At 65.1% G+C, this 24,628-nt stretch carries 24 protein-coding genes; 10 read left to right on the top strand and 14 right to left on the bottom strand.

Annotated elements, in window-relative coordinates:
* The first annotated feature begins 3 nt into the window (after positions 1-3).
* A complete protein-coding gene (dapF, locus tag AC07X6_RS09920) occupies positions 4-867 on the top strand; it encodes a diaminopimelate epimerase (RefSeq protein WP_494790848.1) in 864 nt (287 codons plus the stop codon).
* 8 nt (positions 868-875) lie between these two features.
* On the opposite strand, the gene AC07X6_RS09925 is transcribed toward dapF, so the two are convergent.
* Complete coding sequence (locus AC07X6_RS09925; protein ID WP_494790849.1) at positions 876-2,381, bottom strand: tetratricopeptide repeat protein; 1,506 nt, start codon at positions 2,379-2,381, stop codon at positions 876-878.
* A gap of 415 nt (positions 2,382-2,796) precedes the next feature.
* On the opposite strand from AC07X6_RS09925, the gene AC07X6_RS09930 reads away from it, so the two are divergent.
* From AC07X6_RS09930 to AC07X6_RS09965, 8 genes are all read left to right on the top strand, one after another.
* A complete protein-coding gene (locus tag AC07X6_RS09930) occupies positions 2,797-3,831 on the top strand; it encodes a porin (protein WP_494790850.1) in 1,035 nt (344 codons plus the stop codon).
* Positions 3,832-4,010: 179 nt separating this feature from the next.
* Positions 4,011-4,688: a DUF484 family protein gene (locus AC07X6_RS09935; RefSeq protein WP_230540281.1), complete on the top strand. Its 678-nt coding sequence runs from the start codon at positions 4,011-4,013 to the stop codon at positions 4,686-4,688.
* Positions 4,689-4,695: 7 nt separating this feature from the next.
* Positions 4,696-5,643: a tyrosine recombinase XerC gene (locus AC07X6_RS09940; protein WP_494790851.1), complete on the top strand. Its 948-nt coding sequence runs from the start codon at positions 4,696-4,698 to the stop codon at positions 5,641-5,643.
* A 137-nt stretch (positions 5,644-5,780) separates the two neighbouring features.
* Positions 5,781-6,881, top strand: coding sequence for a CobW family GTP-binding protein (locus tag AC07X6_RS09945; RefSeq protein ID WP_494790852.1), 1,101 nt, complete (start codon positions 5,781-5,783; stop codon positions 6,879-6,881).
* 482 nt (positions 6,882-7,363) lie between these two features.
* Positions 7,364-7,816 (top strand): RNA polymerase-binding protein DksA, encoded by a 453-nt coding sequence (gene dksA, locus AC07X6_RS09950; protein WP_076565074.1) that lies wholly within the window; start codon positions 7,364-7,366, stop codon positions 7,814-7,816.
* Positions 7,817-8,038: 222 nt separating this feature from the next.
* The gene (gene hslV / locus AC07X6_RS09955) at positions 8,039-8,575 is read left to right on the top strand and encodes an ATP-dependent protease subunit HslV (RefSeq protein ID WP_010394217.1); all 537 of its coding nucleotides are present in this window, start codon (positions 8,039-8,041) and stop codon (positions 8,573-8,575) included.
* Between the two features lie 46 nt (positions 8,576-8,621).
* Positions 8,622-9,977, top strand: a complete 1,356-nt coding sequence (gene hslU / locus AC07X6_RS09960) for an ATP-dependent protease ATPase subunit HslU (protein ID WP_494790853.1) — start codon at positions 8,622-8,624, stop codon at positions 9,975-9,977.
* A gap of 18 nt (positions 9,978-9,995) precedes the next feature.
* Positions 9,996-10,190: a hypothetical protein gene (locus AC07X6_RS09965; RefSeq protein WP_230540277.1), complete on the top strand. Its 195-nt coding sequence runs from the start codon at positions 9,996-9,998 to the stop codon at positions 10,188-10,190.
* Between the two features lie 65 nt (positions 10,191-10,255).
* On the opposite strand, the gene AC07X6_RS09970 is transcribed toward AC07X6_RS09965, so the two are convergent.
* Positions 10,256-10,870 carry an outer membrane protein gene (locus AC07X6_RS09970; protein ID WP_474294137.1) on the bottom strand — a complete coding sequence of 205 codons (615 nt, stop codon included), beginning with the start codon at positions 10,868-10,870 and terminating at the stop codon, positions 10,256-10,258.
* Between the two features lie 167 nt (positions 10,871-11,037).
* Between AC07X6_RS09970 and AC07X6_RS09975 the strand changes: the two genes are divergently transcribed.
* Positions 11,038-11,823, top strand: a complete 786-nt coding sequence (locus tag AC07X6_RS09975) for a helix-turn-helix domain-containing protein (protein ID WP_230540275.1) — start codon at positions 11,038-11,040, stop codon at positions 11,821-11,823.
* Here the strand turns inward: AC07X6_RS09975 and AC07X6_RS09980 are convergent.
* From AC07X6_RS09980 to AC07X6_RS10035, 12 genes are read right to left on the bottom strand one after another with little or no spacing between them, the layout of a single operon-like run.
* A complete protein-coding gene (locus AC07X6_RS09980; RefSeq protein WP_494790854.1) occupies positions 11,796-14,048 on the bottom strand; it encodes a patatin-like phospholipase family protein in 2,253 nt (750 codons plus the stop codon). The genes AC07X6_RS09975 and AC07X6_RS09980 overlap by 28 nt on opposite strands.
* Positions 14,049-14,106: 58 nt before the next feature.
* Entirely contained in the window at positions 14,107-14,667 is a 561-nt protein-coding gene (locus AC07X6_RS09985; RefSeq protein WP_230540273.1) for a type II secretion system protein N, read from the bottom strand.
* 19 nt (positions 14,668-14,686) lie between these two features.
* Positions 14,687-15,907 carry a type II secretion system inner membrane protein GspF gene (gene gspF, locus AC07X6_RS09990; RefSeq protein ID WP_230540272.1) on the bottom strand — a complete coding sequence of 407 codons (1,221 nt, stop codon included), beginning with the start codon at positions 15,905-15,907 and terminating at the stop codon, positions 14,687-14,689.
* A 10-nt stretch (positions 15,908-15,917) separates the two neighbouring features.
* A complete protein-coding gene (gene gspE, locus AC07X6_RS09995) occupies positions 15,918-17,339 on the bottom strand; it encodes a type II secretion system ATPase GspE (protein ID WP_494790855.1) in 1,422 nt (473 codons plus the stop codon).
* Positions 17,340-17,349: 10 nt separating this feature from the next.
* Positions 17,350-19,590 carry a type II secretion system secretin GspD gene (gene gspD, locus AC07X6_RS10000; protein ID WP_230540270.1) on the bottom strand — a complete coding sequence of 747 codons (2,241 nt, stop codon included), beginning with the start codon at positions 19,588-19,590 and terminating at the stop codon, positions 17,350-17,352.
* Positions 19,587-20,363, bottom strand: coding sequence for a type II secretion system protein N (locus AC07X6_RS10005; RefSeq protein ID WP_474294131.1), 777 nt, complete (start codon positions 20,361-20,363; stop codon positions 19,587-19,589). Before AC07X6_RS10005 ends, gspD begins: the two co-directional genes overlap by 4 nt.
* A complete protein-coding gene (locus AC07X6_RS10010) occupies positions 20,360-20,893 on the bottom strand; it encodes a type II secretion system protein M (protein ID WP_494790856.1) in 534 nt (177 codons plus the stop codon). Before AC07X6_RS10010 ends, AC07X6_RS10005 begins: the two co-directional genes overlap by 4 nt.
* Positions 20,890-22,119 (bottom strand): type II secretion system protein GspL, encoded by a 1,230-nt coding sequence (gspL, locus tag AC07X6_RS10015; protein ID WP_494790857.1) that lies wholly within the window; start codon positions 22,117-22,119, stop codon positions 20,890-20,892. The genes AC07X6_RS10010 and gspL overlap by 4 nt, the downstream gene beginning before the upstream one ends.
* A 19-nt stretch (positions 22,120-22,138) precedes the next feature.
* Positions 22,139-23,113, bottom strand: a complete 975-nt coding sequence (gene gspK, locus AC07X6_RS10020; RefSeq protein WP_474294123.1) for a type II secretion system minor pseudopilin GspK — start codon at positions 23,111-23,113, stop codon at positions 22,139-22,141.
* Entirely contained in the window at positions 23,110-23,745 is a 636-nt protein-coding gene (locus AC07X6_RS10025) for a PulJ/GspJ family protein (RefSeq protein WP_494790858.1), read from the bottom strand. Before AC07X6_RS10025 ends, gspK begins: the two co-directional genes overlap by 4 nt.
* Complete coding sequence (gspI, locus tag AC07X6_RS10030; RefSeq protein ID WP_494790859.1) at positions 23,745-24,137, bottom strand: type II secretion system minor pseudopilin GspI; 393 nt, start codon at positions 24,135-24,137, stop codon at positions 23,745-23,747. The genes AC07X6_RS10025 and gspI overlap by 1 nt, the downstream gene beginning before the upstream one ends.
* Positions 24,137-24,607 (bottom strand): GspH/FimT family pseudopilin, encoded by a 471-nt coding sequence (locus AC07X6_RS10035; RefSeq protein ID WP_230540264.1) that lies wholly within the window; start codon positions 24,605-24,607, stop codon positions 24,137-24,139. The genes gspI and AC07X6_RS10035 overlap by 1 nt, the downstream gene beginning before the upstream one ends.
* Positions 24,608-24,628 lie beyond the last annotated feature (21 nt).

The raw sequence follows: 24,628 nt of genomic DNA on the forward strand, positions 1-24,628 counted from the left end.
ACCATGAAACTTCAATTTACCAAAATGCATGGCGCGGGCAACGATTTCATCGTCATCGACGCCATCAATCAGGATGTCGACTTCACGCCGGCCCAGTGGCAGCGCCTGGCCGACCGCCGTTTCGGCATCGGCGCCGACCAGATCCTCGTGGTGGAAAAGCCGCGCCTGCCCGGCTGCGACTTCCGCTACCGCATCTATAACAATGACGGCGGCGAAGTGGAACAGTGCGGCAACGGCGCGCGCGCCTTCGTCAAGTTCGTCAGCGAAAAAGGGTTATCCGACAAGGCGAGCATCCGCGTGGAAACCATGGCCGGCATCATTGCGCCGCGCCTGGAGCTCGATGGCAGCATCACCGTCGACATGGGCGCGCCCGTGCTCGAACCTGCGCTGGTGCCGTTCGACGCCAGCGGCCTGGCTGGCGTGGCGCAGGGAAATGACACCCTGTGGCCGCTGGCCCTGGCGCTGCCGGGCCAAACGTCTCCCGTGCTGGTGTCCGTCGTTTCGATGGGCAACCCGCATGCCGTGCAAGTGGTCGACGATGTCGATGCGCAAGACCTGGAAGTGACGGGCCCACGCATCGAGCACCACCCGCGCTTTCCCCGCCGCGTCAACGCCGGCTACATGCAGGTCGTCAACCGCCAGCACGTGAAACTGCGCGTGTTTGAACGGGGCGCGGGCGAAACGCTCGCTTGCGGCACGGGCGCCTGCGCCGCCGCCGTGGCCGGCATTCTGCGCGGCGTGCTCGATTCCCCCGTGCGCATCAGCGCGCGCGGCGGCGAACTGTCGATCGCCTGGCAAGGCCCCGGCCATCCCGTCCTGATGACGGGCCCGGCAGTGACCGTGTTCGAAGGCACGATCGAGCTGTAAGGAATGAGTCAGGCGGCCAGGAACTGCTGTTCCTGCGCGACATCAATTTCCGCCAGGTAGCACTTCAGGCGGTACAAACGCTGCCGGTAATTGCCTTCCGGCCCCGTCACGCCGCAATCGACGCGCTCGAACAGGCGCACCACCTGATCGAGCAGCTGGCGCTCCTGCGCCGTGCGGATCAACACCAGGCGCCGCTTGCCGCGCCCATGCGTGGCGCTGATATCGATCAACAGACAATGCCCCTGGTCGGCCGCATGGATATCGAGCAGCAAGGCCTCGGCACGCGACAGGTGAAAGCAGCGCGCCAGCTCCAGCCGCGCCGCCAGCAGGGGGTGGCTCTGGCTCCATTGCCGCAAGTGCCCATCGGCCTGCACGGCGGCGCACTGGCCCCAGTCGCCCGCTTCACCGCGCGGCGCAATGCGCGCCAGCGCCGCCTCCGCTTCACGGCTGCCCTGCGCCTGCGCCTGCAGCAGCCAATACGCGGCGCGCACATCGTTGTTGACGCCGTCGCGGCGATTACGCCAGGCATGCATGCCGCACTCGAGCTGGGCCGGGCCATGCCCCAGGTCGGCGGCACGCTCCAGGCAGGAATGGGCTTCGACCACATTACGCTGGGAAAATTCCGGTTTCGTGTAGATGCGCGACAGCACGAACCAGGCTTCGGCCAGGCCCTGCTCGCCGGCCTGCGTCAGCCAGCGCACGGCCCGCTTGAAATTGGCCGCGCCATTGCGCGTGGCCAGGCGCTGGCCATGCGCATCCATGCGCGCATAGCCAAGTCCCAGCTCCAGCTGCGCCGCGCGGTCGCCGCCATGTGCGGCCAGCTCGCAGCATTGCCAGCCTTCGGCATCGCCGCCAGGCGCCAATGCCTGGGCGCAACGCGACAGCAAGCGCACCTGCTGCGCGTCGAGGGCGATCGTGCGCGCACCGGCCGCCGCCTGGCGCTGCAGCAGTTCGCGCGCCAGCGGCAAGCCTTGCGACAGGAAGCCCGCATGGTTGCCCTGGCTCCAGGCCTGCTCCAGCCAGGCATGCAGCGGCGCGTCGCCATCGAGGGGGGGCTCGCCAGCAGGGGTGGCGTCCGGCCGCGAGGCGGCGGACCACCCTTCTTGCATGGATAGCAACCATTGCGCATCGGGCAAGCCGGCACGCACGGCGGCGTCCAGCGCCACGCGCGCCTTGGCCCGCACGGTCTCGCAACTGGTGCTGGCCGCATTGCCCAGCACCAGTTGCGCCAGCACCAGGCCCGCCTGCACCAGGCCCGCATCGAACGCCTGGGCGTAATAGGGAATCAGCGCCTTGGCTGCCGGTTGCGCCACTTCGAACGGCACATGCGTGCCGATCAGCAAGCATGCTTCCTCGCTATCCTCCTGGGCCGCCCGCGCCAGCCAGTGCAAGGCGGTCGGCAGGCTCTGCGGCACACCCTGTCCAAACAGGTACACGCGTCCCAATGCCAGCTGGCAAGCGACATCGCCAGCACGTGCGCCCTTGATCAATCCTAATGTTTCGCGATTTGCCATCGATTCTCGATATTGAGTCAATGAGTCTAATAATAGTGAGCCGTCTCCAGGCCCATCCATGCAGGCCGTCCCTTAGTGTAACGTCCTTGTGTCATAAATCCGCCAAAGCCGCCTCAAGAACTTGATTCAACGCAACAATGTCCTGGCCCGGACACGCCAAGATGGCAAGGCGCCGCTACCGTGGCGATGGGAAAACGCGTGCCCTCGGCGCCGCATCGGCAAAAACCCCGCGTTACAAAAATACAACAGGGCTGTGGATTTATGACGCTTTTCACCAATCTTTTCACGCATATTTGACCAATCCCGCACGTCTTGCGCGCCGACGAATTAAGGTTCATTCATCGAAACGCGACAGTTAGCGCATTTCAATCTGCTCGGATCTCGGACGGAACTCACTTTTAATAGGGAATAAGACATGAAAAAATCACTCGTTGCCCTCGCACTCTTCGGCGCCTTTGCCGCAACCGCACAAGCGCAGTCGTCCGTCCAAATCTACGGCACGGTCGATGCTGGCCTGGGCAAGTCGACTGGTTCGACCACCGCTGTCACCAAGCGCGACAACAACAAACTGGGCTTCAAGGGCACGGAAGATCTGGGCAATGGCTTGAAAGCTATTTTCCAACTGGAAATTCGCTATGAATCCGACACGGGTACGCTGGAAAGCAACTCCCGTCCGCTGTTCCAGGGTCAAAGCCGCGTCGGCCTGCAAGGCAACTTCGGTACCGTGCGTCTGGGCCGTGGCCTGACCGCCTTCCAGGAATCGAGCACCGCGTTCGAACCATGGTCGGGCATGCCTACGCCAGCCGGTTTCCAGACCGACATCACGGTGGCCGCCTACAGCAGCGATCCGCTGAGCGCAGCCGGCAATTCGCGTAACCGCTTCTCGAACGCCGTGTTCTATAACTCGCCAGTGTTCAGCGGCTTCCAGTTCAACGCCACTGTCGCCGCCAAGGAAGCCAATAACAATCCAGCATTCCCTGGACCAGCGGCCACGCCACCAGCCAACAACTACCCGGTGGCTGCCAATGCCGTGCCAGAGTCGAATCCATACTCGGTCTCGGCCACGTACAACTACGGCCAGTTCGCCGGTATGGCCGCATATGAGCGCAATGGCGTGCAAGCCAAGCTGTGGTCGGTTGCCGCATCGTTCAATCCGGTGACGGAACTGAAACTGATGGCGTCGTACCAGCATCAGGATGACAGCAACTTCAAGATCATCAACACGGATACCAAGGCATGGCTGGTTGGCGCCAACTACGACGTCGGCGCAGGCAAGGTTCGCGCCGGCTACGGTCAAAAAACGCCGGATGGCGTGACCAAAACCAAGCAAGCATCGCTGGGCTACGACTACAACCTGTCGAAGCGCACCTACCTGTACGCGGACATCTCGAACCGCAAGGCGGCAACGTCGATCACCTACATCGGTCTGGGCGTACACCACAATTTCTAATGCCCCGCACGTCACCCGCCACGGGTGATTGCTGAGCAAGAAATGCAAGGCGGCATGGGCAACCATGCCGCTTTTTTCATGGGCGCGCGGAAAATGCACAAGCGCAACGCCCTTTGCGCCTGTGCCACCGCACTCTCGGTTAGAATGAAGCGTTCAACTTTCACTGACAGATATTCTCAATGACCGCCACACTCGATTCCAGCACCGTCGCCCAGTACCTGAGCGAGCACCCGACGTTCTTCGAAGAGCATACCGCGCTGCTCGGCGAGGTCAAGCTGAGCAGCCCGCTGACGGGACGCACCATCTCGCTGCAGGAGCGGCAGATGGAAGTGATGCGCGACAAGTACAAGGCGCTGGAACTGCGCATGTCCAAGCTGAGCCGCCTGGCCGAGGAAAATGGCGACATCGCCAGCAAGTTCCACGGCTGGAACCAGGCCATGCTGCAAGTACGCAACGATGCGGACATGCCGCGCGTACTGGTCGACGCCCTGCAAAGCAACTTCGACGTACCCTACGTCAGCCTGCGCCTGTGGCAAGTGCTGCCGGAACACGCCAACGGCTGGTTCACGGAAGATGTCACGGCCGACGTGCGCATGTTCGCCAACAGCCTGCAAGCGCCGTACTGCGGCAGCAACCGCGATTTCGAAGCCGTGCACTGGTTGCAGGCGGATAAAATCGAATCGACCGTCATGATCGCGCTGCGCGCCCCCAACACCACGGGCACCTTCGGCTTGCTGGTGCTCGGTTCGCCCGACAGCGAACGCTTTACGTCCAGCATGGGCACCGACTTCCTCGTACATATCGGCGCCACGGCCAGCGCCGCCCTGGCCGCGCTGCGCGCCGGTTCGCCGGCCTGAGTCAGCCATGCATGCGGCGCGCGGCAAGGCCGAGTGGCTCGACGCCTACCTGGCCCAGCTGGCCACGCAGCGCAAGCTGTCGCCGCACACGCTGGACGCCTACGGGCGCGACCTGCGCGCCTTGCTGGAACTGAGCGGCAATACGCCCTGGACGGCGCTGGCGCACAACGACGTGCGCCGCTACACGGCCAAGCTGCACAGTGGCGGCCTGGATCCGCGTTCGATCGCCCGCAAGCTGTCGTCGTGGCGCGGCTTTTACAACTGGCTCAGCGGTGAAACGGCGCTCGACGCCAATCCCGTCGACGGCATCCGCGCCCCCAAGCGGGCCAAGACCTTGCCGAAAGCCCTGTCGGTGGACGATGCCGTGCGCCTCGTGGCGCCCGCGCAACACCAGCAAGGCGCGGCCGAGCCGGAACAACTGTGCAACCGCGCCATGTTCGAACTGCTGTATTCGAGCGGCTTGCGCGTCTCCGAGCTGACCAGCCTGGATACCCACTACTGCAAGGCCGACGGCGGCCAGCCCGCCTCGCTGGGCTGGCTCGACATGGCCAGCTTCGAAGTCATCGTCACGGGCAAGGGCAGCAAGATGCGCAAGGTGCCCGTCGGCAAGGCGGCCCTCGTGGCCCTGACTGCCTGGCTGGCCGTGCGCCCGCCAGCGGCCGATGGCAGCGCTGCCCTGTTTCTCAGCACGCGCGGCACGCGCATCTCGCCGCGCGTGCTGCAGCTGCGCCTGAAGGCGCATGCGCTGGCGACGGAAATTCCCGCCAACGTGCACCCGCACGTGCTGCGCCACTCGTTTGCCTCGCACGTGCTGCAATCGTCGGGCGACTTGCGCGCCGTGCAGGAAATGCTGGGCCACTCCAGCATCACCTCGACCCAGGTCTACACGGCCCTCGATTTCCAGCACCTGGCGCACGTGTACGACCAGGCGCACCCGCGCGCCAAGCTCAAGTAGACAGCCGCGCCCGTTGGCCGGCCTGATCCATATCAAGCGGATGGGCGCGCATTTGCAAGCTTTTGCAAAATTCCGGCATAATCGTCCGCATTCTTCCGCTTGCGCGGCGGCACCACCGATTACAGCATAGGCATCTCATGGCACTGATTCCAACCACCATCCTCACCGGTTTCCTGGGCGCCGGCAAAACCACCTTGCTCAACCGCATACTGCGGGAAGAGCATGGCATGCGCATCGCCGTGATCGAAAACGAATTTGGCCAGGAAAACATCGATAACGAGATCCTGGTGCAGGACAGCAACGAGCACATTATCGAAATGAACAACGGCTGCATCTGCTGCACCGTGCGCGGCGACCTGATCGTGGGCTTGACGGAACTGGCGCGCAAGCGCGACGCCGGCCTGCTGGCGTTCGACCGCGTCGTCATCGAAACGACGGGCCTGGCCAATCCCGGCCCCGTGGCGCAAACCTTCTTTGTCGACGAAGAAGTGGGCAGCCACTACATGCTCGACGCCATTCTCACGGTGGTCGATGCCCGCCATGCCATGAAGCAACTAGACGAATACGAGGAAGCCCAGCGGCAAGTGGGCTTCGCCGACAAGCTGCTGCTGTCGAAAACTGACCTCGTCAGTGAAGACGACGTGGCCGCGCTGACGCGCCGTTTGAAACGCATCAATCCCCGCGCCCCCATCGGCAAGGTCGATTTTGGCCGCGCGCCGCTGGCCGAGGTGCTCGACATCCGCGGTTTCAACCTGAATGAAAAGCTGGAACTGGACCCGGATTTCCTGGCGACGGAAACGGCGCACGTGCATGATCACGACCATGCACACGACAAAGCGCATGAGCACGGCCATAAACACGCACATGAGCACGCACATGAGCACAGCGACGCCTGCGCCACCGACTGCGGCCATGCCGACCACCACCATGCGCAGCACAGCGACGATATCGCCGCCTTTGTTTTCAAGAGCACGCAACCGTTCGACAGCGCCAAGCTCGACGAGTTCCTCGGCGGCCTGGTGCAAGTGTATGGCCCGCGCATGCTGCGCTACAAGGGTGTGCTGCTGATGCAGGGCGCCGAGCGCAAGGTGGTGTTCCAGGGCGTGCATCAGTTGATGGGCAGCGACCTGGGCGCCAAATGGGGCGAGAATGAAGTGCGCGGCAGCAAAATGGTATTTATTGGCAAGAATCTACCAAAAGACATTTTTATTCGCGGACTCGAACAATGTTTGGTATAAACTAGCCGGGTTTTGCAAAGTATCCGTTGCAAAGCAGAAACAAAAGGGAAAGTTAAGCACGCTTTCCCGCTGTCCGACACCGATCTTGCTGGTATAAACCAACAAGTGGCCGTTTCTGATCGGCTAGTCAACAAATCGGGATGGCAATATAAGGCAAAGCGTGCCAAAATCAGCGACGAAAACGGCCCATGTCGTTCGCCTGTCATGAAATGCTGGCAAACTGCCGCTGGCCGCATGCCAGGCATGCAACCGATCCACCCAACACGCCCGTTGTCGCGCGCAGAGCGCGACTGGCATAGAGCGGTAAAAAGTTATCAACATGGCAAATATAGCCGGCCGGTAGTCCTGGCCGCCGCCGGCAAGCCAAGGTCGCACGCAGTACATCCGGACAGCAATGCCCAGCGGAACCTGTACAGTTGCTCGGCATCGCCGCATCAACTGATCAATTTGAAAACTCTGTCGTATCGAAGGTAAGCGAAGTTATGACCAAAACTAATAAATCGACCCCGGCCGCCAACCAAGACATCCCTCTCATCAGCGAAGAGCAAATTCGCGCCATGAGCGAAGATGACTACATGAATCCGGCACAACTGGCATTCTTCAAGGCGCGCCTGCAGCAGCTCGAGAAAGACCTGCTGAAAAACGCCGGCGAAACCACGGAACACTTGCGTGAAACCGTGCTCGTACCGGATCCGGCCGACCGCGCCACCATCGAGGAAGAGCATGCGCTGGAACTGCGCACGCGCGACCGCGAGCGCAAATTGCTGAAGAAAGTGCAGCAATCGATCGCCAGCATCGACGCCGGCGACTATGGCTGGTGCGAAGAAACGGGCGAGCCTATCGGCATCCCGCGCCTGATCGCCCGTCCGACCGCCACCCTGTCGCTGGAAGCCCAGCAACGGCGCGAACTGAAACAAAAGCTGTACGGCGACTGATCGCCCTCCCCTTGCGCGGCCGCCCCGGCGGCCCGCGATGGCGAATAAAAAAGCACGCGACCTTCGGTTGCGTGCTTTTTTTTCGTCCCGCGCCGACTACACTGAAGCGAGCGCGGCAAAGGCAAGTGCCGCTTGCAATTGCCTTTTCCATCCCCACTTTTGAGGCATGGGCGCGCAATCGCATGGCCTTGCACGCATCGGCACGAATCTTTTGAGGTCACTATGGAACAATTTCACGGCACCACCATCCTCTGCGTCCGGCGCGGCAAGCAAGTCGCCCTGGGCGGCGACGGCCAGGTCACGCTGGGCAACATCGTCATGAAGGGCACGGCCCGCAAAGTGCGTAAGTTGTATCAGGGCAAGGTCCTGGTCGGCTTTGCCGGCGGCACCGCCGACGCTTTTACGCTGCTCGACCGCTTCGAAGGCAAGCTGGAAAAACACCAGGGCAATCTGCTGCGCGCCTCCGTCGAACTGGCCAAGGACTGGCGCACCGACCGCGTGCTGCGCCGCCTGGAAGCGATGCTGCTGGTGGCCGACAGCGAGTCGACCCTGGTCATCACGGGCAATGGCGACGTGCTGGAACCGGAAGACGGCATCGGCGCCATCGGCTCGGGCGGCACCTATGCCCAGTCGGCCGCCAAGGCGCTGCAGGAAAACACGGACTTGTCGCCGGCCGAGGTGGTCAAGAAGTCGCTGACCATCGCCGCCGAGCTGTGCATTTATACCAACATGTCGCACATTATCGAGACTCTCGATTAAGCGCCAAGCGCGCCCAAGCAAAGAATACAGAAAGCCAACTATGATCATGAACATGACCCCGTCGGAAATCGTTACCGAACTCGACAAGCACGTGGTGGGCCAGGCCAAGGCCAAGCGCGCCGTCGCCATCGCCCTGCGCAACCGCTGGCGCCGCCAGCAGGTGGCCGAGCCCCTGCGCCATGAAATCACGCCCAAGAACATCCTCATGATCGGCCCCACGGGCGTCGGCAAGACGGAAATCGCACGCCGCCTAGCCAAGCTGGCCGAGGCGCCGTTCATCAAGATCGAAGCGACCAAGTTCACGGAAGTCGGTTATGTGGGGCGCGACGTCGACACCATCATCCGCGACCTGATCGACATCGGCATCAAGCAGACGCGCGCGCTGGAAATGAAGAAAGTGCGCGCACGCGCCGAAGATGCGGCCGAAGACCGCGTCATCGACATCCTCGTGCCGCCGGCGCGCGACTTCGGCTTCACGCCGAATACGGCGGCGGCCGTGGACACGGGCGGCAGCGGCGACAGCACGCGCCAGACCTTCCGCAAGCGCTTGCGCCAGGGCGAGCTCGATGACAAGGAAATCGAGATCGAGCTGGCCGAGGCGGGTCCGCAGATGGAAATCATGGCGCCGCCGGGCATGGAAGAAATGACGGAGCAGATCAAGTCCATGTTCTCGGGCGTGGGCGGGCAGCGCAAGAAGGCGCGCAAGGTCAAGATCCGCGAAGCGCTCAAATTGCTGGTCGAGGAAGAAGCGGCCAAGCTGCTCAACGAAGATGAACTGAAACAGAAGGCCATCCAGAACGTCGAGCAGAACGGCATCGTCTTCCTCGATGAAATCGACAAGATCGCCTCGCGCTCGGAATCGGGCGGCGCCGACGTCTCGCGCGCCGGCGTGCAGCGCGACCTGCTGCCGCTGGTCGAGGGCACGACCGTCAACACGAAATATGGCATGATCCGCACGGATCACATCCTGTTCATCGCCTCGGGCGCCTTCCACCTGTCGAAACCGTCGGACCTGATCCCGGAACTGCAAGGACGCTTCCCCATCCGCGTGGAGTTGGAATCGCTGTCGATTGCGGATTTCGAACGCATTCTGACGAGCACCGACGCCTGCCTGACGATGCAATACGAAGCCCTGCTGGCGACGGAAAACCTGAAACTGCAATTCGCGCCGGAAGGCATCACGCGCCTGGCGGAAATCGCCTACTCGGTGAACGAGCGCACGGAAAACATCGGCGCGCGCCGGCTGCACACGGTGATGGAAAAACTGCTGGAAGAAGTGTCGTTTACGGCCAGCGAAGGCAGCAGCACGACGGAAAATGTGCTGGTGATCGATGCCGCGTACGTCAACGAACGCCTGGAAGCGCTGTCGGTCAACGAGGACCTGTCGCGCTACGTGCTGTAAGAAAGAAGGGGGAAACCGATGGCAAACAAGGCCTTGGCGACGCGGCAGAAAATGCAGTTCCGCGTCGAACCCTCGCAAAAACCGCGCAACCCGGTCGCCACGGCCGCCCTGCAGCGCGCCGCCGGGGCGCACGTGAAAACCGTGTCGGGCCAGCGCCAGCAGGAAAAACGCCTGCTGGCGAAACTGCTGTTGAAAGTAGAAGCGGACAAATAGGCCGCCCGCGGACACCCCTTGGGGGCGTCCGCCATCAGGCCACTCTGTGCCGCAGCATCATCCCCTTAGAAACGGTAGGACGCGCCCAGCGAAAACATGTCGACCTTGGTCGTTTGCTTGCTGCTGTACTTGACCGGCACGCGGTCCCAGTCCAGGTGCAGCGACCAGTTCCGGTTCAGCGCATACGCCGCGCCGACGCCATAGATCAAGCCGATCTTGTCCTTTTTGTCCGAACCGCCACCCAGATAGTCGACCTTGCCCTGTGTGTAGGCCGCACCGGCGCGTCCGCTCAGGCTGAAGGCGTCGAACTGGTAGGCGAGCACGCCTTGCATGCCGAGGCCGCTGAACTTGCCGCGGCCGGCAACCTTGCCGGCGCCCGTGTCGAAGCCGGATTTGACTTCCCCGCCCAGATACCCCACCAGCTCAACTGAAGGCAGGGCCACGCCGCCCTGAAACGGCAGCGCGTCGAAACTGTAACCCAGGTAGGCCTTGCCGTTGCGCTTGCTGCTTTTGTCGCAAGCGCCTTGTCCTGGCACGCAATCGAGGCCGCTGCTGGCGCGAAAGCCATAGCTGGCGCCCGCATAGAAGGGGCCCGGCGCCGGTTCGGCCGCCGCGGCATGCAGAGGAGCGATGGCGGCCAGCGCCAGCAGCGCTGCTGGAAAATGAAATTTGGAGAACATGGATAACCTCTACAAGTGGATGAATGCCTGGTTGTAGCGCGCCGTGCGAGCCACAAGCGGGAGTGTCATCTCTTTTGCCGGGAAGTACTATCACCTTGTGCAAAGTGCCGTTAAGGGCTACATTCGGTACCGTCATCCGCTACCAAACTTGTAAAAAAGGATATCCCGTGAGTTCACCTGAACTGGTTTTGCGCGTGCTGCGCACCCAACTGCGCGCCGCCGGCATCACCTATAAGGTGCTGGCCGAACGCATCGCCATGAGCGAGTCGAGCGTCAAGCGCATGTTTGGCCAGCACGACATGTCGCTGTCGCGCCTGGCCCTGATCTGCAAGGCTTCCGGCATCGCCATGGAAGACGTGCTGCGCGGCGCGGCCGACATCACGCCGCATGCCGACACGCTCACCCTGGTGCAGGAAAAGTCGCTGGTGGCGCATCCACGCCTGCTGCTGGTGGCGATCTGCTGCCTCGGCCACTGGAGCCTGGAGCAGGTGGTGGAAACGTATGCGCTGACGCAGGCCGAATGCATCGGCTGCCTGGCCGAACTGGACCGCCTGGGCTTGATCGAACTCAAGCCGCTGAACCGCTACAGCCTGCGCGTCTCGAACGCCTTCCACTGGCTGGCCGACGGTCCCGTGCAGCTGTACTTCCGCGAACACGTGGTGGCCGATTATTTCAGCGGGCATTTTGACGGCGCCGGCGAAACCCTGATGTGCATCCCCGCGCGCCTGTCGCTGTCGAGCGCGCAGGAGCTGGTGCAAAAGATCCGCCAGCTGGCCGAGGAACTGGCGCGCCTGCACCAGAACGACCGGCGCCTGGCTCCAGTCGAGCGCGACGGCTTTACCCTGCTGCTGGGCTTTCGCTCATGGGAATTTGCCGCCTTCACGGCCCTGCGCCGCAGCACGGCCCCCGCCGCGCCGGGCGCTCCTTACCAGACGGGGCCCAGGAACAGGTAAAGCGTGCTCTCGCCGCCCTTCGATGCGCCCGAGGCCACGTACACGGGGCCGAAGCGCGTATCGACGGAAATGAAGGCGCTGCTGGCCTGCGTGAACTTGGTGGCTTTCCAGCGCTCGCTCTGATCGAAGCCGCCGCCCATTTCCAGCGAAAAGCCGGCCCGCACGGCGCCACCCAGGGTGCTGGGCAGGGAGCCGATGCGGCGCGCCATCACGAAGCGCGCCAGGGCCACGCTGCGCCCCGTCACCGACTCGAACTGCGTGCCGGACAGGCGCAAGAAGCCCCCGAGGCTAAGCGGTGCCTCGCCCCGTTGCGCGCGCGCCCATTCGCCATACACGTGGCCGGCCCAGTTGCCGCTGCCGAACGCCTTCAAGCCCGTGATGGCGGAACGCCCCAGACCCGGCTCGCCCGTCCCGGTGGTCGCGGAGCGCGTCCAGGTAGCGTCGAACAGCACGCCGCGCGTGGGGAAGCCGGGCGAATCGAGCGTATCAACGCGGAACTGGACGAACTGGTTGGTGCCCAGCGCCCGCTCCTTGGGGTAGCTCGGGTCGGCGGGGATGCTGACGTCCGCCTTGACTTCGCTGCGCGTGATGCCGAACTGCAGATCGCCCCAGAAACCGAACTGGCGCCCCAGCACCAGGCTGGCGCCCTGGCCGCTGTAGGCGACGCGCGCATTGCGCCGTCCCTTGTCGAACAGGTCGACCGCCTGGGAGGTGTACTGCAGCGATGGCGCGATATACCATGGGTTGCCGGCGCCCAGCGGCTGCCAGTACTGCACCCCGAAGTTGCGCGCCGTGCCGATCTGCACCATGCTGCGCAATTCACCGCCCCAGCTGTTCAGATTCGAGCGCACATGCAGCAGCTTCAGGGCAAAGGTATTGCTGTCTCTGAAATCGCTGGCCATTTCCAGGCCCACGCGCAGGCGGCTGCTGGCCCACGGCGCTTCGACCGCCTTGATGGTGACGGCGCGCTGGTCGCCGGCATCGACCACTTCCGTCTCCACGCGCGCCACGTCGCCGCGGCCATACAGCCTGGCCGCCGCCTTGAGCACATCTTCCTGGCTGACGGCCTGCCCTTCCACCAGGCCCGATTGCGCCTGCAGGATGCGCGGGTTGATATCGCCTTCGCTCTCCACGGCCAGGCGCGTGAGCGGCAAGGCCACGTCCAGCAGCGCCGGCGCCGCCAGGCGCAGCTCCTCGCGCGCCGCATACTGTTCCGGCGGCAGGGCCAGCGGCGCCAGGCGGGCGGCCAGCGCCTGCGCCGCCTGTTCGCCGGCGCGCATGGCGCGCGCATAGTTTTCGAAGTCGAGGAAACTGACGCCCGTCAAATCCGGCGCCACCAGGATGTCCTGCGGCTGCAGCTCCTTGAGGGAACGCTGCACGTTCTGCTCCGTGAGAATCTGCAGCATCTGCTGCGCCACGCCGATGGCGCTGCCCAGCTCTTTTTCCGGCGCCAGCGGCGTGCCCACGTTGACGGCGATGATGATGTCGGCGCCCATGGCGCGCGCCATGTCGACGGGCAGGTTGCGCACCAGGCCTCCGTCGACCACCAGGCGGTTGTTGACGCGCACGGGGGCGAACACGCCCGGCACGGCCAGCGAGGCACGCATCGACAGGAACAAGGGCGTGTCGACCAGCTCCACCAGCTCGCCATTGACCAGGTCGGACGCCACTGAGCGGAAGGGCAGCGGCAGCTGGCTGGCGGGGCGGTCTCGCATGCCGGCCGGCAGCAGGCGGTTCAGCGCCATTTCCAGCGCCGCGTTGCTGGCCGCGGCCGGCGGCGTGGAAATGCCGTTGCGGCTGGTGCCGAATTCGATGCGCGACGGCAGCAATAAATCTTCCTCGCGGCGGCGGAACGCCAGTTCGTCGCGCGGCGGCCGGTCGGCCACCACGCGCGCCCAGTTGGTCTCGCGCGCCATCTTTTCCAGGTCCGCCACGGAAGCGCCGGCCGCATACGCGCCGCCCACCACGCCGCCCATGCTGGTGCCGACCACCATGTCGATCGGTACATGCAGCTCCTTGAGCACTTTCAGCACGCCGATGTGCGCCAGGCCGCGCGCGCCTCCGCCCGATAGCACCAGCGCGATGCGCGGGCGCGCAGTCGCGGGGACGGCAGCGGAGGTGGAGGTGGTGGCGGCGGTGACAGCGGGAACGTCGGCTGCGGCAGCCGGCGGCAAGGCGCACAGCGCCGCCACGCAGCCCGCCAGGACGGCACGGATCGAGAACATGAAGACTCCTGTAGCGATGGCGGCACGGCGCCACCGGCAAAATACGATAAGAACGGGCTTAATTCGACGGCGGCGGCACGCTGCTCACCTGCGGCGCCGGCATCATGGCCGCCGGACGCTGCTGCTCCATCGGCAGCGGCGGCGGCACCAGGTTCGTTGCCGGCGCGGGGGCCGCGGCCGGCATTGGGGTGGCGGACACCTGCCCCGGCAAAGCCAGCGCCTTGTCGTCGGCCACCAGGTCGATGCGCTTGCTCACGCCGCCATCGCGCAGCAGCACGTGGCGCGCATGCACTTCCAGCACCGTCACGCCGGGTACCACCTCGGCGCCCTCGGGCAGCGCCACGGAGGGCTTGCCATCGGTCGAGATGATGGCCACGCTGCCGCGGCCATTGCCGGCGGCGACCACGCCCTTGAGCTGGTAGTTGCTGGCCGTGGCCACGCTGACCTGGCCGCCGAACAGCGAGGCGCCCGCCTCCACGCTGGCATCCTGCACCACCGGCACGGGGGGAGGATTGATGGGGCGTTGCGGCGCCTTGAACAGCTGCATGGCCCAGTAGGCCAGCGAGACGGACAGCGCCACGACGGCGAGCAGACTTACAAAGTGGGGCAAACGCTTCATGGTTTCCTTGATATGTCTCTTAACGCACCAGCTGATTAATCTCGATAATCGGCATCAATACGGCCAGCACGATCAGCAGCACCACCACGCCCATGGCCAGGATCAGGGCCGGCTCCAGCAGGCCGGCGATGGTCAGCGTGCGGCGCTCCAGGTCCTGCTCCTGCGCGCTGGCGGCGCGTTCCAGCATGGCCGGCAGCTCGCCCGTGATTTCACCGGCGCGTATCATGTGGATCAGCATCGGCGGAAAATGCTTTTGCGCCGACAGCGCGCGCGCCAGGCTCACGCCCTCGCGCACGGCGCCGCTGGCTTCCTGTACCAGTTCCTGCATCGCCACGTTGGTCAAGGTGTCGCGGCTGGTGTCGAGCGCGCGCAGGATCGGCACGCCGGATCCCGTGGTGATGGCCAGGGTGCTGGCAAAGCGCGCCGTATTCAGGCTGCGCTCGAACTTGCCGTACAGGGGCGCCGTCAGCAGCCAGGTATGCCAGCGCCGCTTCAGCGCCGGCTGCTGCAGGGCGCGGCGCCAGGCGAACCAGGCGCCGGCGATGGCGATCGCCACGACGATGCCGTAGTTGCGCACGAAGTCCGACAGCGCCAGCATGATCACCGTCAGCATGGGCAGCTTTTGCTTGGTATTGGCGAACACGGAAACGATCTGCGGCACCACATAGGTGAGCAGGAAAATGACGATGGAAAACGCCACCACCGTGACGATGGCCGGATACGTAAAGGCCAGCTTGACCTTCTGCACCAGTGCGTTGCGCCGCTCGATATAGTCGGCCAGGCGCGACAGCACGCGCGACAGATGGCCGATCTGTTCGCCCGACGCCACCAGCGCCCGGTAAATTTCCGCGAAATCGCGCGGATGGCGCGCCAGCACGTCGGAAAATGCGGCGCCGCCGATCACTTCCGAACGGATCGAGGCGATCAGGTCGCGCAGGTAGGGCCGCTCGGCCTGTTCCAGCAGCGCGGAAAACGCCTGCTCCAGCGGCAGGCCCGCTTCGAGCAAACTGGCCAGCTGGCGCGTAAACAGGGCCAGCTCGGTGCTCGACAGGCGCTCGCCGAAGCCGCGCCGCCTGGTCACGCCAGCGGCATCGACCTGCGCGGCAATCGGCTCGACGGCCAGCGGCACCAGGCCTTGCACGCGCAATTCGGCGCGCGCGGAACGGGGACTGTCGGCATTGAGCACGCCCTTGCGGGTGGCGCCCTGGGCGTCGACGGCTTCATAGCGGAATGCGGGCATGGTGGCGGGCCTAGTCTTTGGTCACGCGCAGCAACTCGGCTTGCGTGGTGGTGCCGTCGCGCAGCCAGCGTTCGCCGTCGTCGCGCATGCTCGTCATGCCGTCCTGCAGGGCCGCGGCGCGCACTTCCGCCTCCGACGCCCGGTTGTGGATCTGCGCGCGGATCTGCTCCGTCGTGCGCAGCAACTCGTACACGCCGACGCGGCCCTGGTAGCCCGTCTGGCCGCAATGCTCGCAGCCGACCGCCTGCCAGTACTCGCCATCGAAGGTCTTGCACGCGCCGCACAATTTGCGCACCAGACGCTGCGCCAGCACGCCGAGCAGGGACGACGACAGCAGGAAGGGCTCGATGCCCATGTCGAGCAAACGCGTGACGGCGGCCGACGCATCGTTCGTGTGCAGGGTCGCCAGCACCAGATGGCCCGTCAGCGAAGCCTGCACGGCGATCTGCGCCGTTTCCAGGTCGCGGATCTCGCCGATCATGATCACATCAGGATCTTGCCGCAAAATCGCCCGCAGCGCCTTGGCAAATGTCATGTCGATGCGCGGATTGACCTGCGTCTGGCCGACGCCGGCCAGGTCGTACTCGATCGGGTCTTCCACCGTCAGGATGTTCGTCGTCGTCGCGTTGAGCATCGACAGCGCCGCGTATAAAGTCGTCGTCTTGCCCGAGCCGGTGGGGCCCGTGACGAGCACGATGCCGTGCGGCTGCGTGATCAGGCCATCGAACTGCCCCAGCATGGGCGCGCTCATGCCCAGGTGCTGCAGGTCGAGGCGGCCCGCTTCCTTGTCCAGCAAACGCAGCACGGCCCGTTCGCCATGCCCGGTGGGCAGGGTCGAGACGCGCACGTCGACGGGTTTTCCACCCACGCGCAGGGTGATGCGGCCGTCCTGCGGCAAGCGTTTTTCCGCGATGTCGAGCTGCGCCATGATCTTGATGCGCGAAATCAGCGAACCGTGGATGGCTTTACGGGGGCGCACCACGTCGCGCAGGCTGCCGTCGATGCGGAAACGCACGACGGAGGTCTGCTCGAACGGCTCGATGTGGATATCGGACGCGCCTTCGCGCAGCGCCTGCGTGAGCAAGGCGTTGATCATGCGGATGACGGGCGCGTCGTCGGACGATTCGAGCAAGTCCTCGATGGCCGGCACGTCCTGCAGCAGCTTGGTCAGATCCAGGTCGGCGTCGAATTCATCGGCCATCTGCGACGCGTCGCCGCCGCCGCCCGCGTAGGCGCCGGCAATGGCCGCGTCGAGGTCGCCGCGCGGCAGCACCGTCAATTGAATCTGGCCGAAACGGCGCGACACTTCGGCAATCGCCGCCGGCGCCGTCGATGCGGCCACCAGCACCTCGACGGGGGCGCCGTCGACGGCGCCGGGCCGGGCCAGCAAGCCGAAATCGCGCGCGTAGGCGTAGGGAAGCAGATTACTCATGACTGTCCCATCACTTCTGCGGCTGCTGCGGCTGTTGCTGATACTGCTGCAGCAGCGACTGCGGCGGCGTGGCCGCGTTGGCCGGCGCGCCTGGCGGCGGCACCGGCGCCGGCGGCACGGGGCGCGTCACCATGCTGCCGCCCACGGGCTGGCCATCCTGCAGGGCCGGCAGCACCGGCGTGCCCAGGTCTTTCAGCATCAGGTTGCCCGACGCCGGCACGGCAGCCGTCTCGGCCGAACGCATGTAGTCGTAGCGGTCGGCCGCCAGGCTGCCGCTCTGCTCCTTGTTGCGCACGATCACAGGGCGCAGGAAGATCATCAAATTCGTTTTCTTGCGCTCGCGCGTCTGGTACTTGAACAGGTTGCCGATCAGGGGGATGTCGCCCAGGCCGCGCACCTTCTCCGCGTTGTCGCCCGTGCTGTCCTCGATCAGGCCACCCAACACGATGATCTGGCCATCGTCGGCCAGCACATTGTTTTCGATCACGCGGTTGTTGATGGTGATGCCGCTGACGGCCGTCGACGTGGATTTGTCCACGCTCGACGTCTCGTGATAGATGCCCAGCTTGATGGTGCCGCCCTCGGAAATCTGCGGGCGCACCTTCAGGGTCAGGCCCACTTCCTTGCGGTCGATGGTCTGGAACGGGTTCGTGTTGGTGCCGGCCGTGCTGGTGTACTGGCCCGTCAGGATAGGCACGTTCTGGCCCACCTTGATGGTCGCCAGCTCGTTGTCCAGGGTGATCAGGTTCGGCGTCGACAGGATGTTGGCGTTGCCGTCCGATTCCAGCGCATGCGCCACGGCGCCCAGGCCCAGCGCGCCGTTGATCTGCTTGAAGATACCCAGGGTCAGGCCGCCCGTCGGCAGCACCTTGCCGCCGCCCAGCGCCAGCTTGGCGATATTGTTGTCGGTGCCGCCGGCGAACGACTGCAGCGCGCCCACGCGGTAACTGCTGCTGCTGTCGCCGGACAGCCCCAGCCATTGCACGCCGAACTCGGAGGCCTTGGCCGACGTCACTTCGACGATCAGCGCCTCGATGTAGACCTGGGCGCGGCGCACGTCGAGCTGGTCGATCACGGCGCGCAGGTTGCGGTAGACGGCTTCGTTGCACGTCAGGATCAGGGTATTGGTGGAAGCGTCGGCCTGGATGAAGCCTGCCGCGCCGCCCGAGGACAGCTGCTGCGGCCCGTTGCTCAGCGAAGCGCCACCCGTGGTGCCGCTCTGCGTATTGCCGCCAAGGCCAGTGCTGCTCATGCCGCTGTTGTTCTGGCTGATCTGGTTGTTCGTATTCTGGTTGCCGACGCCCTGCTGCGCCGTGGCGGCCGTGCCGTCCGACGTCACCACCGAACGCAGGGTTTGCGCCAGTTTGGTGGCGTCCGCATTTTTGAGGTACACCACGTGCACGTTGCCCAGCTGCGTGGTGGGCTGGTCCAGTTTCGAGATCAGCGACTTGGCCAGGTTGGCGCGCGCCGCCGACGGCGCGCGCAGCACCAGCGAATTGGTGCGCGGGTCGGCCAGCACGGAGACCTTGCCCGCGTCGGCCCCTGCGGCGCCGCCCGCATTCCCGCCCTCCATCAGTTTGTTCACCATCGAGGCCAGGTCGGAAGCGATCGCATAGCGCACGGGGATCACGTCCAGGTCCGTCGAGGCGGGCACGTCGAGCGCGGCGATGATCTTCGCCAGGCGCTTGAGGTTATCCGCGTAGTCGGTGATCACCAGCGAGTTGTTGCCCGGGTTGGCGTTGATCGTGTTGTTTGGCGAAATCAGCGGGCGCAGCACGGCCAGCAGGTTGGCCGACGACTCGTAGTTCAGGTAAAACACCTGGGTGGCGATCTGGTCGCCCTTCACCTGGCTGGCGCCGTTGCCCACCTGGGTCGGCACGGATTGCAGCTTGGCGTCCGCTTCCGGCACCACCTTGGCATAGCCGTCGCCGGAGACCACCGCGTAGCCCTGCAGGCGCAGCGCGGAGGCCAGCAGCGCGAAGGCTTGCGTCTTGCTGATCGATTTTTCCGACACCAGCGTGATCGTGCCCTTGACGCGCGGGTCGATGACGAAATTGATGTTGGTGTAATGGCCCACCGCCTTGATCACCGATTCGATGTCGGCGCCGACGAAGTTGAGCGCCGCTTCATCGCCGGGCGCGGCCCAGACGGGCGCCGGCATGCCAGCCACGGAACAGCACAGCAAGGCGGCAGCCGACAGGCGGCGCAGCGAGAAGGAGGAGGTAATTGGGCTCACGGATGGTTTTTTCATTGTCTGAACTCTAAGGCGATGATGTTTTTTTCGCTATTGCTACGGCGCTGTCCCAGCAAATTCAACAAACTCGCCAAGGTCTCTTCATATCCTGCTGCGGCCTGGGCCTGGCCGGAAAACTGCATGCGCCCCTGATTCAGGCTGCCGCTGCCGTCGAGCAGCAGCGGTCCTTTGATGGAGCGCAAGGTCAACGTCGCCTGCTGCCCCTGCCAATCGAAATCGAGCTCGTAGCTGCCCAGCGGACGCAGGGACGACAGGCGCGACGCCATGTCCGTCATCTGCAAGGTGGTGCGGCCGACGGCGGAAAACTGCCGCTGCTCCAAAGCCAGTTCCAGCGTACTCCACGACAGGCGCATGCTGCCCGTCGGCGCCACGGTATTTAACGGTGCACCGAGGCCTCCCAGGCCATCGGCCGGCAGCAGCAGGGCCGCCGGGCTCACTTGCCAGTGCGACCACGAGCCGCGCAGGTTGACCGGCTGCGACAGCGCCTGCGGGTTCTGCAGCTCCACGTCCGCCGCGCCCCACAGCACCGACGGCGAAATGCGCCAGCTGAAACGCCCCGGCAGCAGCGGCGTCACGGCGCCGTTCGCGCTGGCCGCCCCGCCGATAAAGGCCGAGCCGCGCCACAGGGTACCTTGCGCGTCGCCCAAGGTCAAACGCCCGCCCGTCTGCTTTTCCACGAGACTGGCCACCCAGCCGGCCGGGAAAAACACCAGCAGGGTGACGCAGACGCTGACGATGATGGCCAGCAGCCAGCCGAGCAAGCGCCTCATCGCGCCGCGCCCGGGCTCTGGTGCAGGGTCAGGCTGGCATCGACGAGCCCCGCCTTGCCCTGCGCCGTGATCTTCGCTTCCTGCACGGCGATGCGGCCTTCGCGGCGCAAGCCGTCCAGCCACAGCATGACGCTGGCAAACGGCACGCCATTCAGCTGCACGCGCGCGTACTCTCCCGTCAGCGACAGCGATTGCGGCGCCAGGCCGCGCGCTTTCAGCGAGGCGTCGAGGCTGTCACGGCTCATGGGTGCCACCTGCACGGGTGCCTGGCGCGCCAGTTCGCCCGCCTCACGCGCCAGCGCCTGCAGCTGGGCCGCGTTCTGGCGCAGCTCGGGCAAGCTCTTTTGCAAGGCGATACGGCCCGTCCAGGCCGGCTCGAAGAACACGGCGTAGACAAGGGCCAGGCCCGCCACCACGCCGCCGAGGGTCAAGAGCTTGCGCTCCTGCGGCGTGCGCTCGGTCCAGAAAGCCTGCACGGCCTGTTGCTGGCCCACCAGCGCGGCGCGCGCCTTGTTCACTGCTGCACTCATGCTTTTGCTCCCGTGGCCGGCGTGATCTTCCACACGCCCGGCGCCGTTTCATTCAAGGCCAGCTTGCGCGCGGCCAGGCCGTCGCGCACCTGCGCCTGGGCGCTGGCGTCGACCATGTCCGGTTTCAGCCGGACGATCAGGCTGCGCTCGCGGTATTCCAGCGACGCCACCACGCCGCGCCCGGCCAGGCCGCCCAGCGCCTCGCCCAGCGCCGCGCTCATGCTCGTAAAATCATCCATGCTCGCTTGCCCGCCCTGCAGGCGGGCGGCGGCGATATTGCGCCGCATCTGCTCCGCTTCCAGGCCATACACGGGCGCTTCGTTCGGATATGCGGCCTTGAAGGTTTGCTGCATCGAGGTGCGCACGGTGGCCGCCTCGCGCTTCAGGCGCATCCATTCGATATTCATGCCGGCAAGGTTGACGACCACGGCCAGCAGCGCCAGACGGATGGGCCAGCGCCAGCGGCGCCATTCGGTGGCCGATCCCGTCGCCGTGCCCAGCGCGGGAGCCAGGTCCAGCCCCGCGCCACGGGCGCCGGCGATCCAGTGCGCCCAGTGATCCGGTTCCAGCGTCACGCCGTCCATGCCGGCGGCCAACTCTTGATATTGCGCAAGCTCGGCCTGCGCCACGTAGACCGTCAGGGGCACGTCGCCGGCAAATGCGCGCGTCGTCAGCAGCGCCTGCTGCGGCAGCAAAGGCAAGACCAGGCCCAGCCCTTCCTGCGGCGCCTGGCGCAAGGCCAGCTCCAGGCCATCGCCGGCCGCTTGCAGGGAAGCCGTCACGCTGCCCGGCTGCAGGGGCAGGCACAGCTGCGACGGCAGCAGCGCCACCTTGCGCGCGCCCTGCGCCAGCAAGGCTTTCACGAGCACCTCGGCCCAGGCGCGCTGCGCCACGGCCACCGTGCGCATGCCGGCAGCGTCGGGCGCTCCGGCGGCCAGCAGGCAATCCTGGGCGTCGCCAAGAATATGTTCTTCCACCAGGCCCGGCAGGGCCGCGCGCAGGCGGGCACCGGCCAGCGGCGGCATTTTCAGGCGCAGCAAAGTCACGTCGGCCGCCGCCAGCAGCAGCACCACCTGCTTCGCGCCGGCGATCAGCTGGCCCAGGCTGCCCAGCGCCGCGCTGCCTTGCTGCAGCAAGGCGCCGCCGTCGCCGGCCAGCACGAAGGAGCAGGCAGGGGCGCCGTCGGTGGATGCCTTGGCCGGGTGGCGGATGTACAAAGTTGTCAAAGTGACTCGCTTTCAGGGGTTAATTTTCCCGCAACCAGACCAGGCTGGTGGTGCGCTGCGGATCCATTTTTCGATTGACGAGCGCCACGGCATCGAGGGCGGCGCGATCCAGCCGCACGCGGATGACCGTGAGGAAGTAACGGCTCTTCACATCAAGTTCCACGCCTTCAATCAGTGCAGCATTAATATTATTCTGGAAATTTAACTTATCGACAAACTTTTTACGCGGATTGCTCAACGTCAAGGCGCTGGCCTCGGACAGCGACATCATCGTCACGGCCGCCAGCACCTCGGCCGGGGCCGTATTCACGTTGACCGGCGTCAATTCCGGCAAGACGATGATGAAATCGCGCAGTTTCTCGATCATTTGCGGCGTGTAGCCGGGCACGGCCAGCAAATCCTCGACCTGCGTAAACGCCACCGGCTCGCTGCTGCCGCCCGATGCGGGCGTGGCGGCGGGCGTCTTGCCGTCGCTGCCGCCATCCACGGCGCGCGGTTTCGGCTTCGCGCGCAGCACGGCATCGGCCGTCGCCTGCGCCAGGCCGCTGTCGAGCTGCAGGTTCGACAGCAGACGCTGGTAAGCCAGCACCTGCTTCGGATTGATGGGGCCCGTGGCGTCCACCAGGTTGGTAATATTGAAACGCGCCTGCGCATCGAGGGCGCGGCCCGAGACGGTGGCGTCGAATTTTTCCGTATCGACCTTTTCGCGGTCCACATAATCGTCGAGCCGCGCTTCCTCGATGGGCGTGGCCCACACGCCGTCGAGCGCCGTCAGCGTGGGATTGTCCTGGCGCAACCAGAAGCGGGCAAAATCGACCATGCCGCGCATGGCCCACTGCGTCTGCAGGCGCAGGCGCTGGTTTTCCATCGAGCGCACTTGCACCTGCTGCTGCCAGAACAGGCTGGCGACGACGGTAATGGCCAGCGCCGTCAGCAGCAATGCCGTGATGACGGCCACGCCGCGCTGGCGCGCTGGATGAATGAACGGCTTCATCCCGGCCCCAGTAAAAAGACTTTGGACAGGCCCGCATCCTGGCCCGGCATCTGCAGGGTCACTTCCAGGCCGACAAAATCATCTGTTTTTGTGCCGGCAAGCATGGTGATCCACTCGGGATTCGGAGAATTTTGACGCTTTTGCCCGCGCATGACCATGCTGTCGACGCCGCGCATCAGGGCCACGTCGGCGCTGGAAGTATCGGTATCGTCGCGCGCCGCCTGCCACAGGGTGTCGAGCACGGCCAGGTCGCGCGTGCCGTTCGACTCGCGCCGCGTCAGCACGCCGCCGCGCAGGCGGTAAGTGACCACTTGCAACTGTTGCGGCTCCTGCTCCGATGCGGCCAGGCGCACCAGGGTCAGGCGGTCATTTTCCGCCGACAGGTTGGTGCGGCCATTCAGCAGGTTGTTGTTCTGGCCGGCGCCGGCCAGGTGGTCGCAATCGCTCTGCATCTGGGCAAACGCCAGCTGCATGCCGCGCGCCTGGTTCAGCTGGCTGGTCAGCACTTCGCGCGAACGCACGATGCTGTCCAGGCCACGCCAGCCCAGCACGGCGACCATGGCCAGGATGCCGATCGCCACGAGCAGCTCGATCAGAGTGAAACCAGCGGTGGAAAGCTTGCGGCGCGCCATCAGTCGTTAAAAGAAAGCAAGACCAGACGCACGATGCGCCGGGCCGGGTATTGCACGTCATATACGTTGACGCGCACTTGGCGGATGCGGGGATTCGGCGTGGCCACCACTTCTTCCTCACAGATGAGTTTTAAGTCACCCTGCGGGCAATCGACCGTGCGCTTGCCCGTCTGCGGGAAGGTTTTTGCCAGGCGCAATCGCACCAGGTGGTTTTCCGCCGACCAGGTGGCCATCATGGCGCTGCGCAAGCCATCGCTGTTCTGCGTCAGGCTGCCCACGGCGCGCAGCGAGGCGCCCAGGGCCGTGCCGACGATGACGAGGGCGACCAGGACTTCCAGCAAGGTGAAGCCGGACTGCGAGCCGCGCTGGCGGCCATGACGTGGGAGCCGCATCATTGCTCGACCGTAAAATGGCCGATGCCGTCGGCGCGGATGGCCACGCTGCGTTCGCCGCTGGCCAGGGTCAGCACGAAAGGCTTGTCGACCGGTTCGCGGCCGAAGATGATGCGCAGCGGCTGGGCCACGCTGTTCGAGGGCTGCACGCTGAGCAGCATGGGCGTGTTGCTGAAGCTGCGCTCGCGCAGCAAATCGTCCTGCGTCACGGGTTGCCACAGCTTTTCATTGAGGACCAGGAAACGGTATTGATTTTCGTCAGCCTCGAACGCCACCTGCCGGCTGCGCACGATGGCTTCATCGCGCGCCAGCTGCAGCAGCAGGGCGATGCGCTCGGCTTCCTTTTGCAAGGCTTGCTGGCCATTCGGCATGGCGTTCAGCGACACCAGGCCCAGGGTGACGCCGATGATGACCATCACCACCAGCAATTCGATCAGCGTGAAGCCGCCGCTGCGCTGCCGGCATGCCATGCGTCGCCTGCTCATGGTGTT

This window comes from Janthinobacterium sp. GW460-12-1-14-LB5, from assembly GCF_059423585.1.

What these genes read in the sequence shown, in the direction of transcription:
- dapF (WP_494790848.1), top strand. Translation starts at nt 4, where the DNA reads ATGAAACTTCAATTTACCAAAATGCATGGCGCGGGCAACGATTTCATC.
- AC07X6_RS09925 (WP_494790849.1), bottom strand. Translation starts at nt 2,381, where the DNA reads ATGGCAAATCGCGAAACATTAGGATTGATCAAGGGCGCACGTGCTGGC.
- AC07X6_RS09930 (WP_494790850.1), top strand. Translation starts at nt 2,797, where the DNA reads ATGAAAAAATCACTCGTTGCCCTCGCACTCTTCGGCGCCTTTGCCGCA.
- AC07X6_RS09935 (WP_230540281.1), top strand. Translation starts at nt 4,011, where the DNA reads ATGACCGCCACACTCGATTCCAGCACCGTCGCCCAGTACCTGAGCGAG.
- AC07X6_RS09940 (WP_494790851.1), top strand. Translation starts at nt 4,696, where the DNA reads ATGCATGCGGCGCGCGGCAAGGCCGAGTGGCTCGACGCCTACCTGGCC.
- AC07X6_RS09945 (WP_494790852.1), top strand. Translation starts at nt 5,781, where the DNA reads ATGGCACTGATTCCAACCACCATCCTCACCGGTTTCCTGGGCGCCGGC.
- dksA (WP_076565074.1), top strand. Translation starts at nt 7,364, where the DNA reads ATGACCAAAACTAATAAATCGACCCCGGCCGCCAACCAAGACATCCCT.
- hslV (WP_010394217.1), top strand. Translation starts at nt 8,039, where the DNA reads ATGGAACAATTTCACGGCACCACCATCCTCTGCGTCCGGCGCGGCAAG.
- hslU (WP_494790853.1), top strand. Translation starts at nt 8,622, where the DNA reads ATGAACATGACCCCGTCGGAAATCGTTACCGAACTCGACAAGCACGTG.
- AC07X6_RS09965 (WP_230540277.1), top strand. Translation starts at nt 9,996, where the DNA reads ATGGCAAACAAGGCCTTGGCGACGCGGCAGAAAATGCAGTTCCGCGTC.
- AC07X6_RS09970 (WP_474294137.1), bottom strand. Translation starts at nt 10,870, where the DNA reads ATGTTCTCCAAATTTCATTTTCCAGCAGCGCTGCTGGCGCTGGCCGCC.
- AC07X6_RS09980 (WP_494790854.1), bottom strand. Translation starts at nt 14,048, where the DNA reads ATGTTCTCGATCCGTGCCGTCCTGGCGGGCTGCGTGGCGGCGCTGTGC.
- AC07X6_RS09985 (WP_230540273.1), bottom strand. Translation starts at nt 14,667, where the DNA reads ATGAAGCGTTTGCCCCACTTTGTAAGTCTGCTCGCCGTCGTGGCGCTG.
- gspF (WP_230540272.1), bottom strand. Translation starts at nt 15,907, where the DNA reads ATGCCCGCATTCCGCTATGAAGCCGTCGACGCCCAGGGCGCCACCCGC.
- gspE (WP_494790855.1), bottom strand. Translation starts at nt 17,339, where the DNA reads ATGAGTAATCTGCTTCCCTACGCCTACGCGCGCGATTTCGGCTTGCTG.
- gspD (WP_230540270.1), bottom strand. Translation starts at nt 19,590, where the DNA reads ATGAAAAAACCATCCGTGAGCCCAATTACCTCCTCCTTCTCGCTGCGC.
- AC07X6_RS10005 (WP_474294131.1), bottom strand. Translation starts at nt 20,363, where the DNA reads ATGAGGCGCTTGCTCGGCTGGCTGCTGGCCATCATCGTCAGCGTCTGC.
- AC07X6_RS10010 (WP_494790856.1), bottom strand. Translation starts at nt 20,893, where the DNA reads ATGAGTGCAGCAGTGAACAAGGCGCGCGCCGCGCTGGTGGGCCAGCAA.
- gspK (WP_474294123.1), bottom strand. Translation starts at nt 23,113, where the DNA reads ATGAAGCCGTTCATTCATCCAGCGCGCCAGCGCGGCGTGGCCGTCATC.
- AC07X6_RS10025 (WP_494790858.1), bottom strand. Translation starts at nt 23,745, where the DNA reads ATGGCGCGCCGCAAGCTTTCCACCGCTGGTTTCACTCTGATCGAGCTG.
- gspI (WP_494790859.1), bottom strand. Translation starts at nt 24,137, where the DNA reads ATGCGGCTCCCACGTCATGGCCGCCAGCGCGGCTCGCAGTCCGGCTTC.
- AC07X6_RS10035 (WP_230540264.1), bottom strand. Translation starts at nt 24,607, where the DNA reads ATGGCATGCCGGCAGCGCAGCGGCGGCTTCACGCTGATCGAATTGCTG.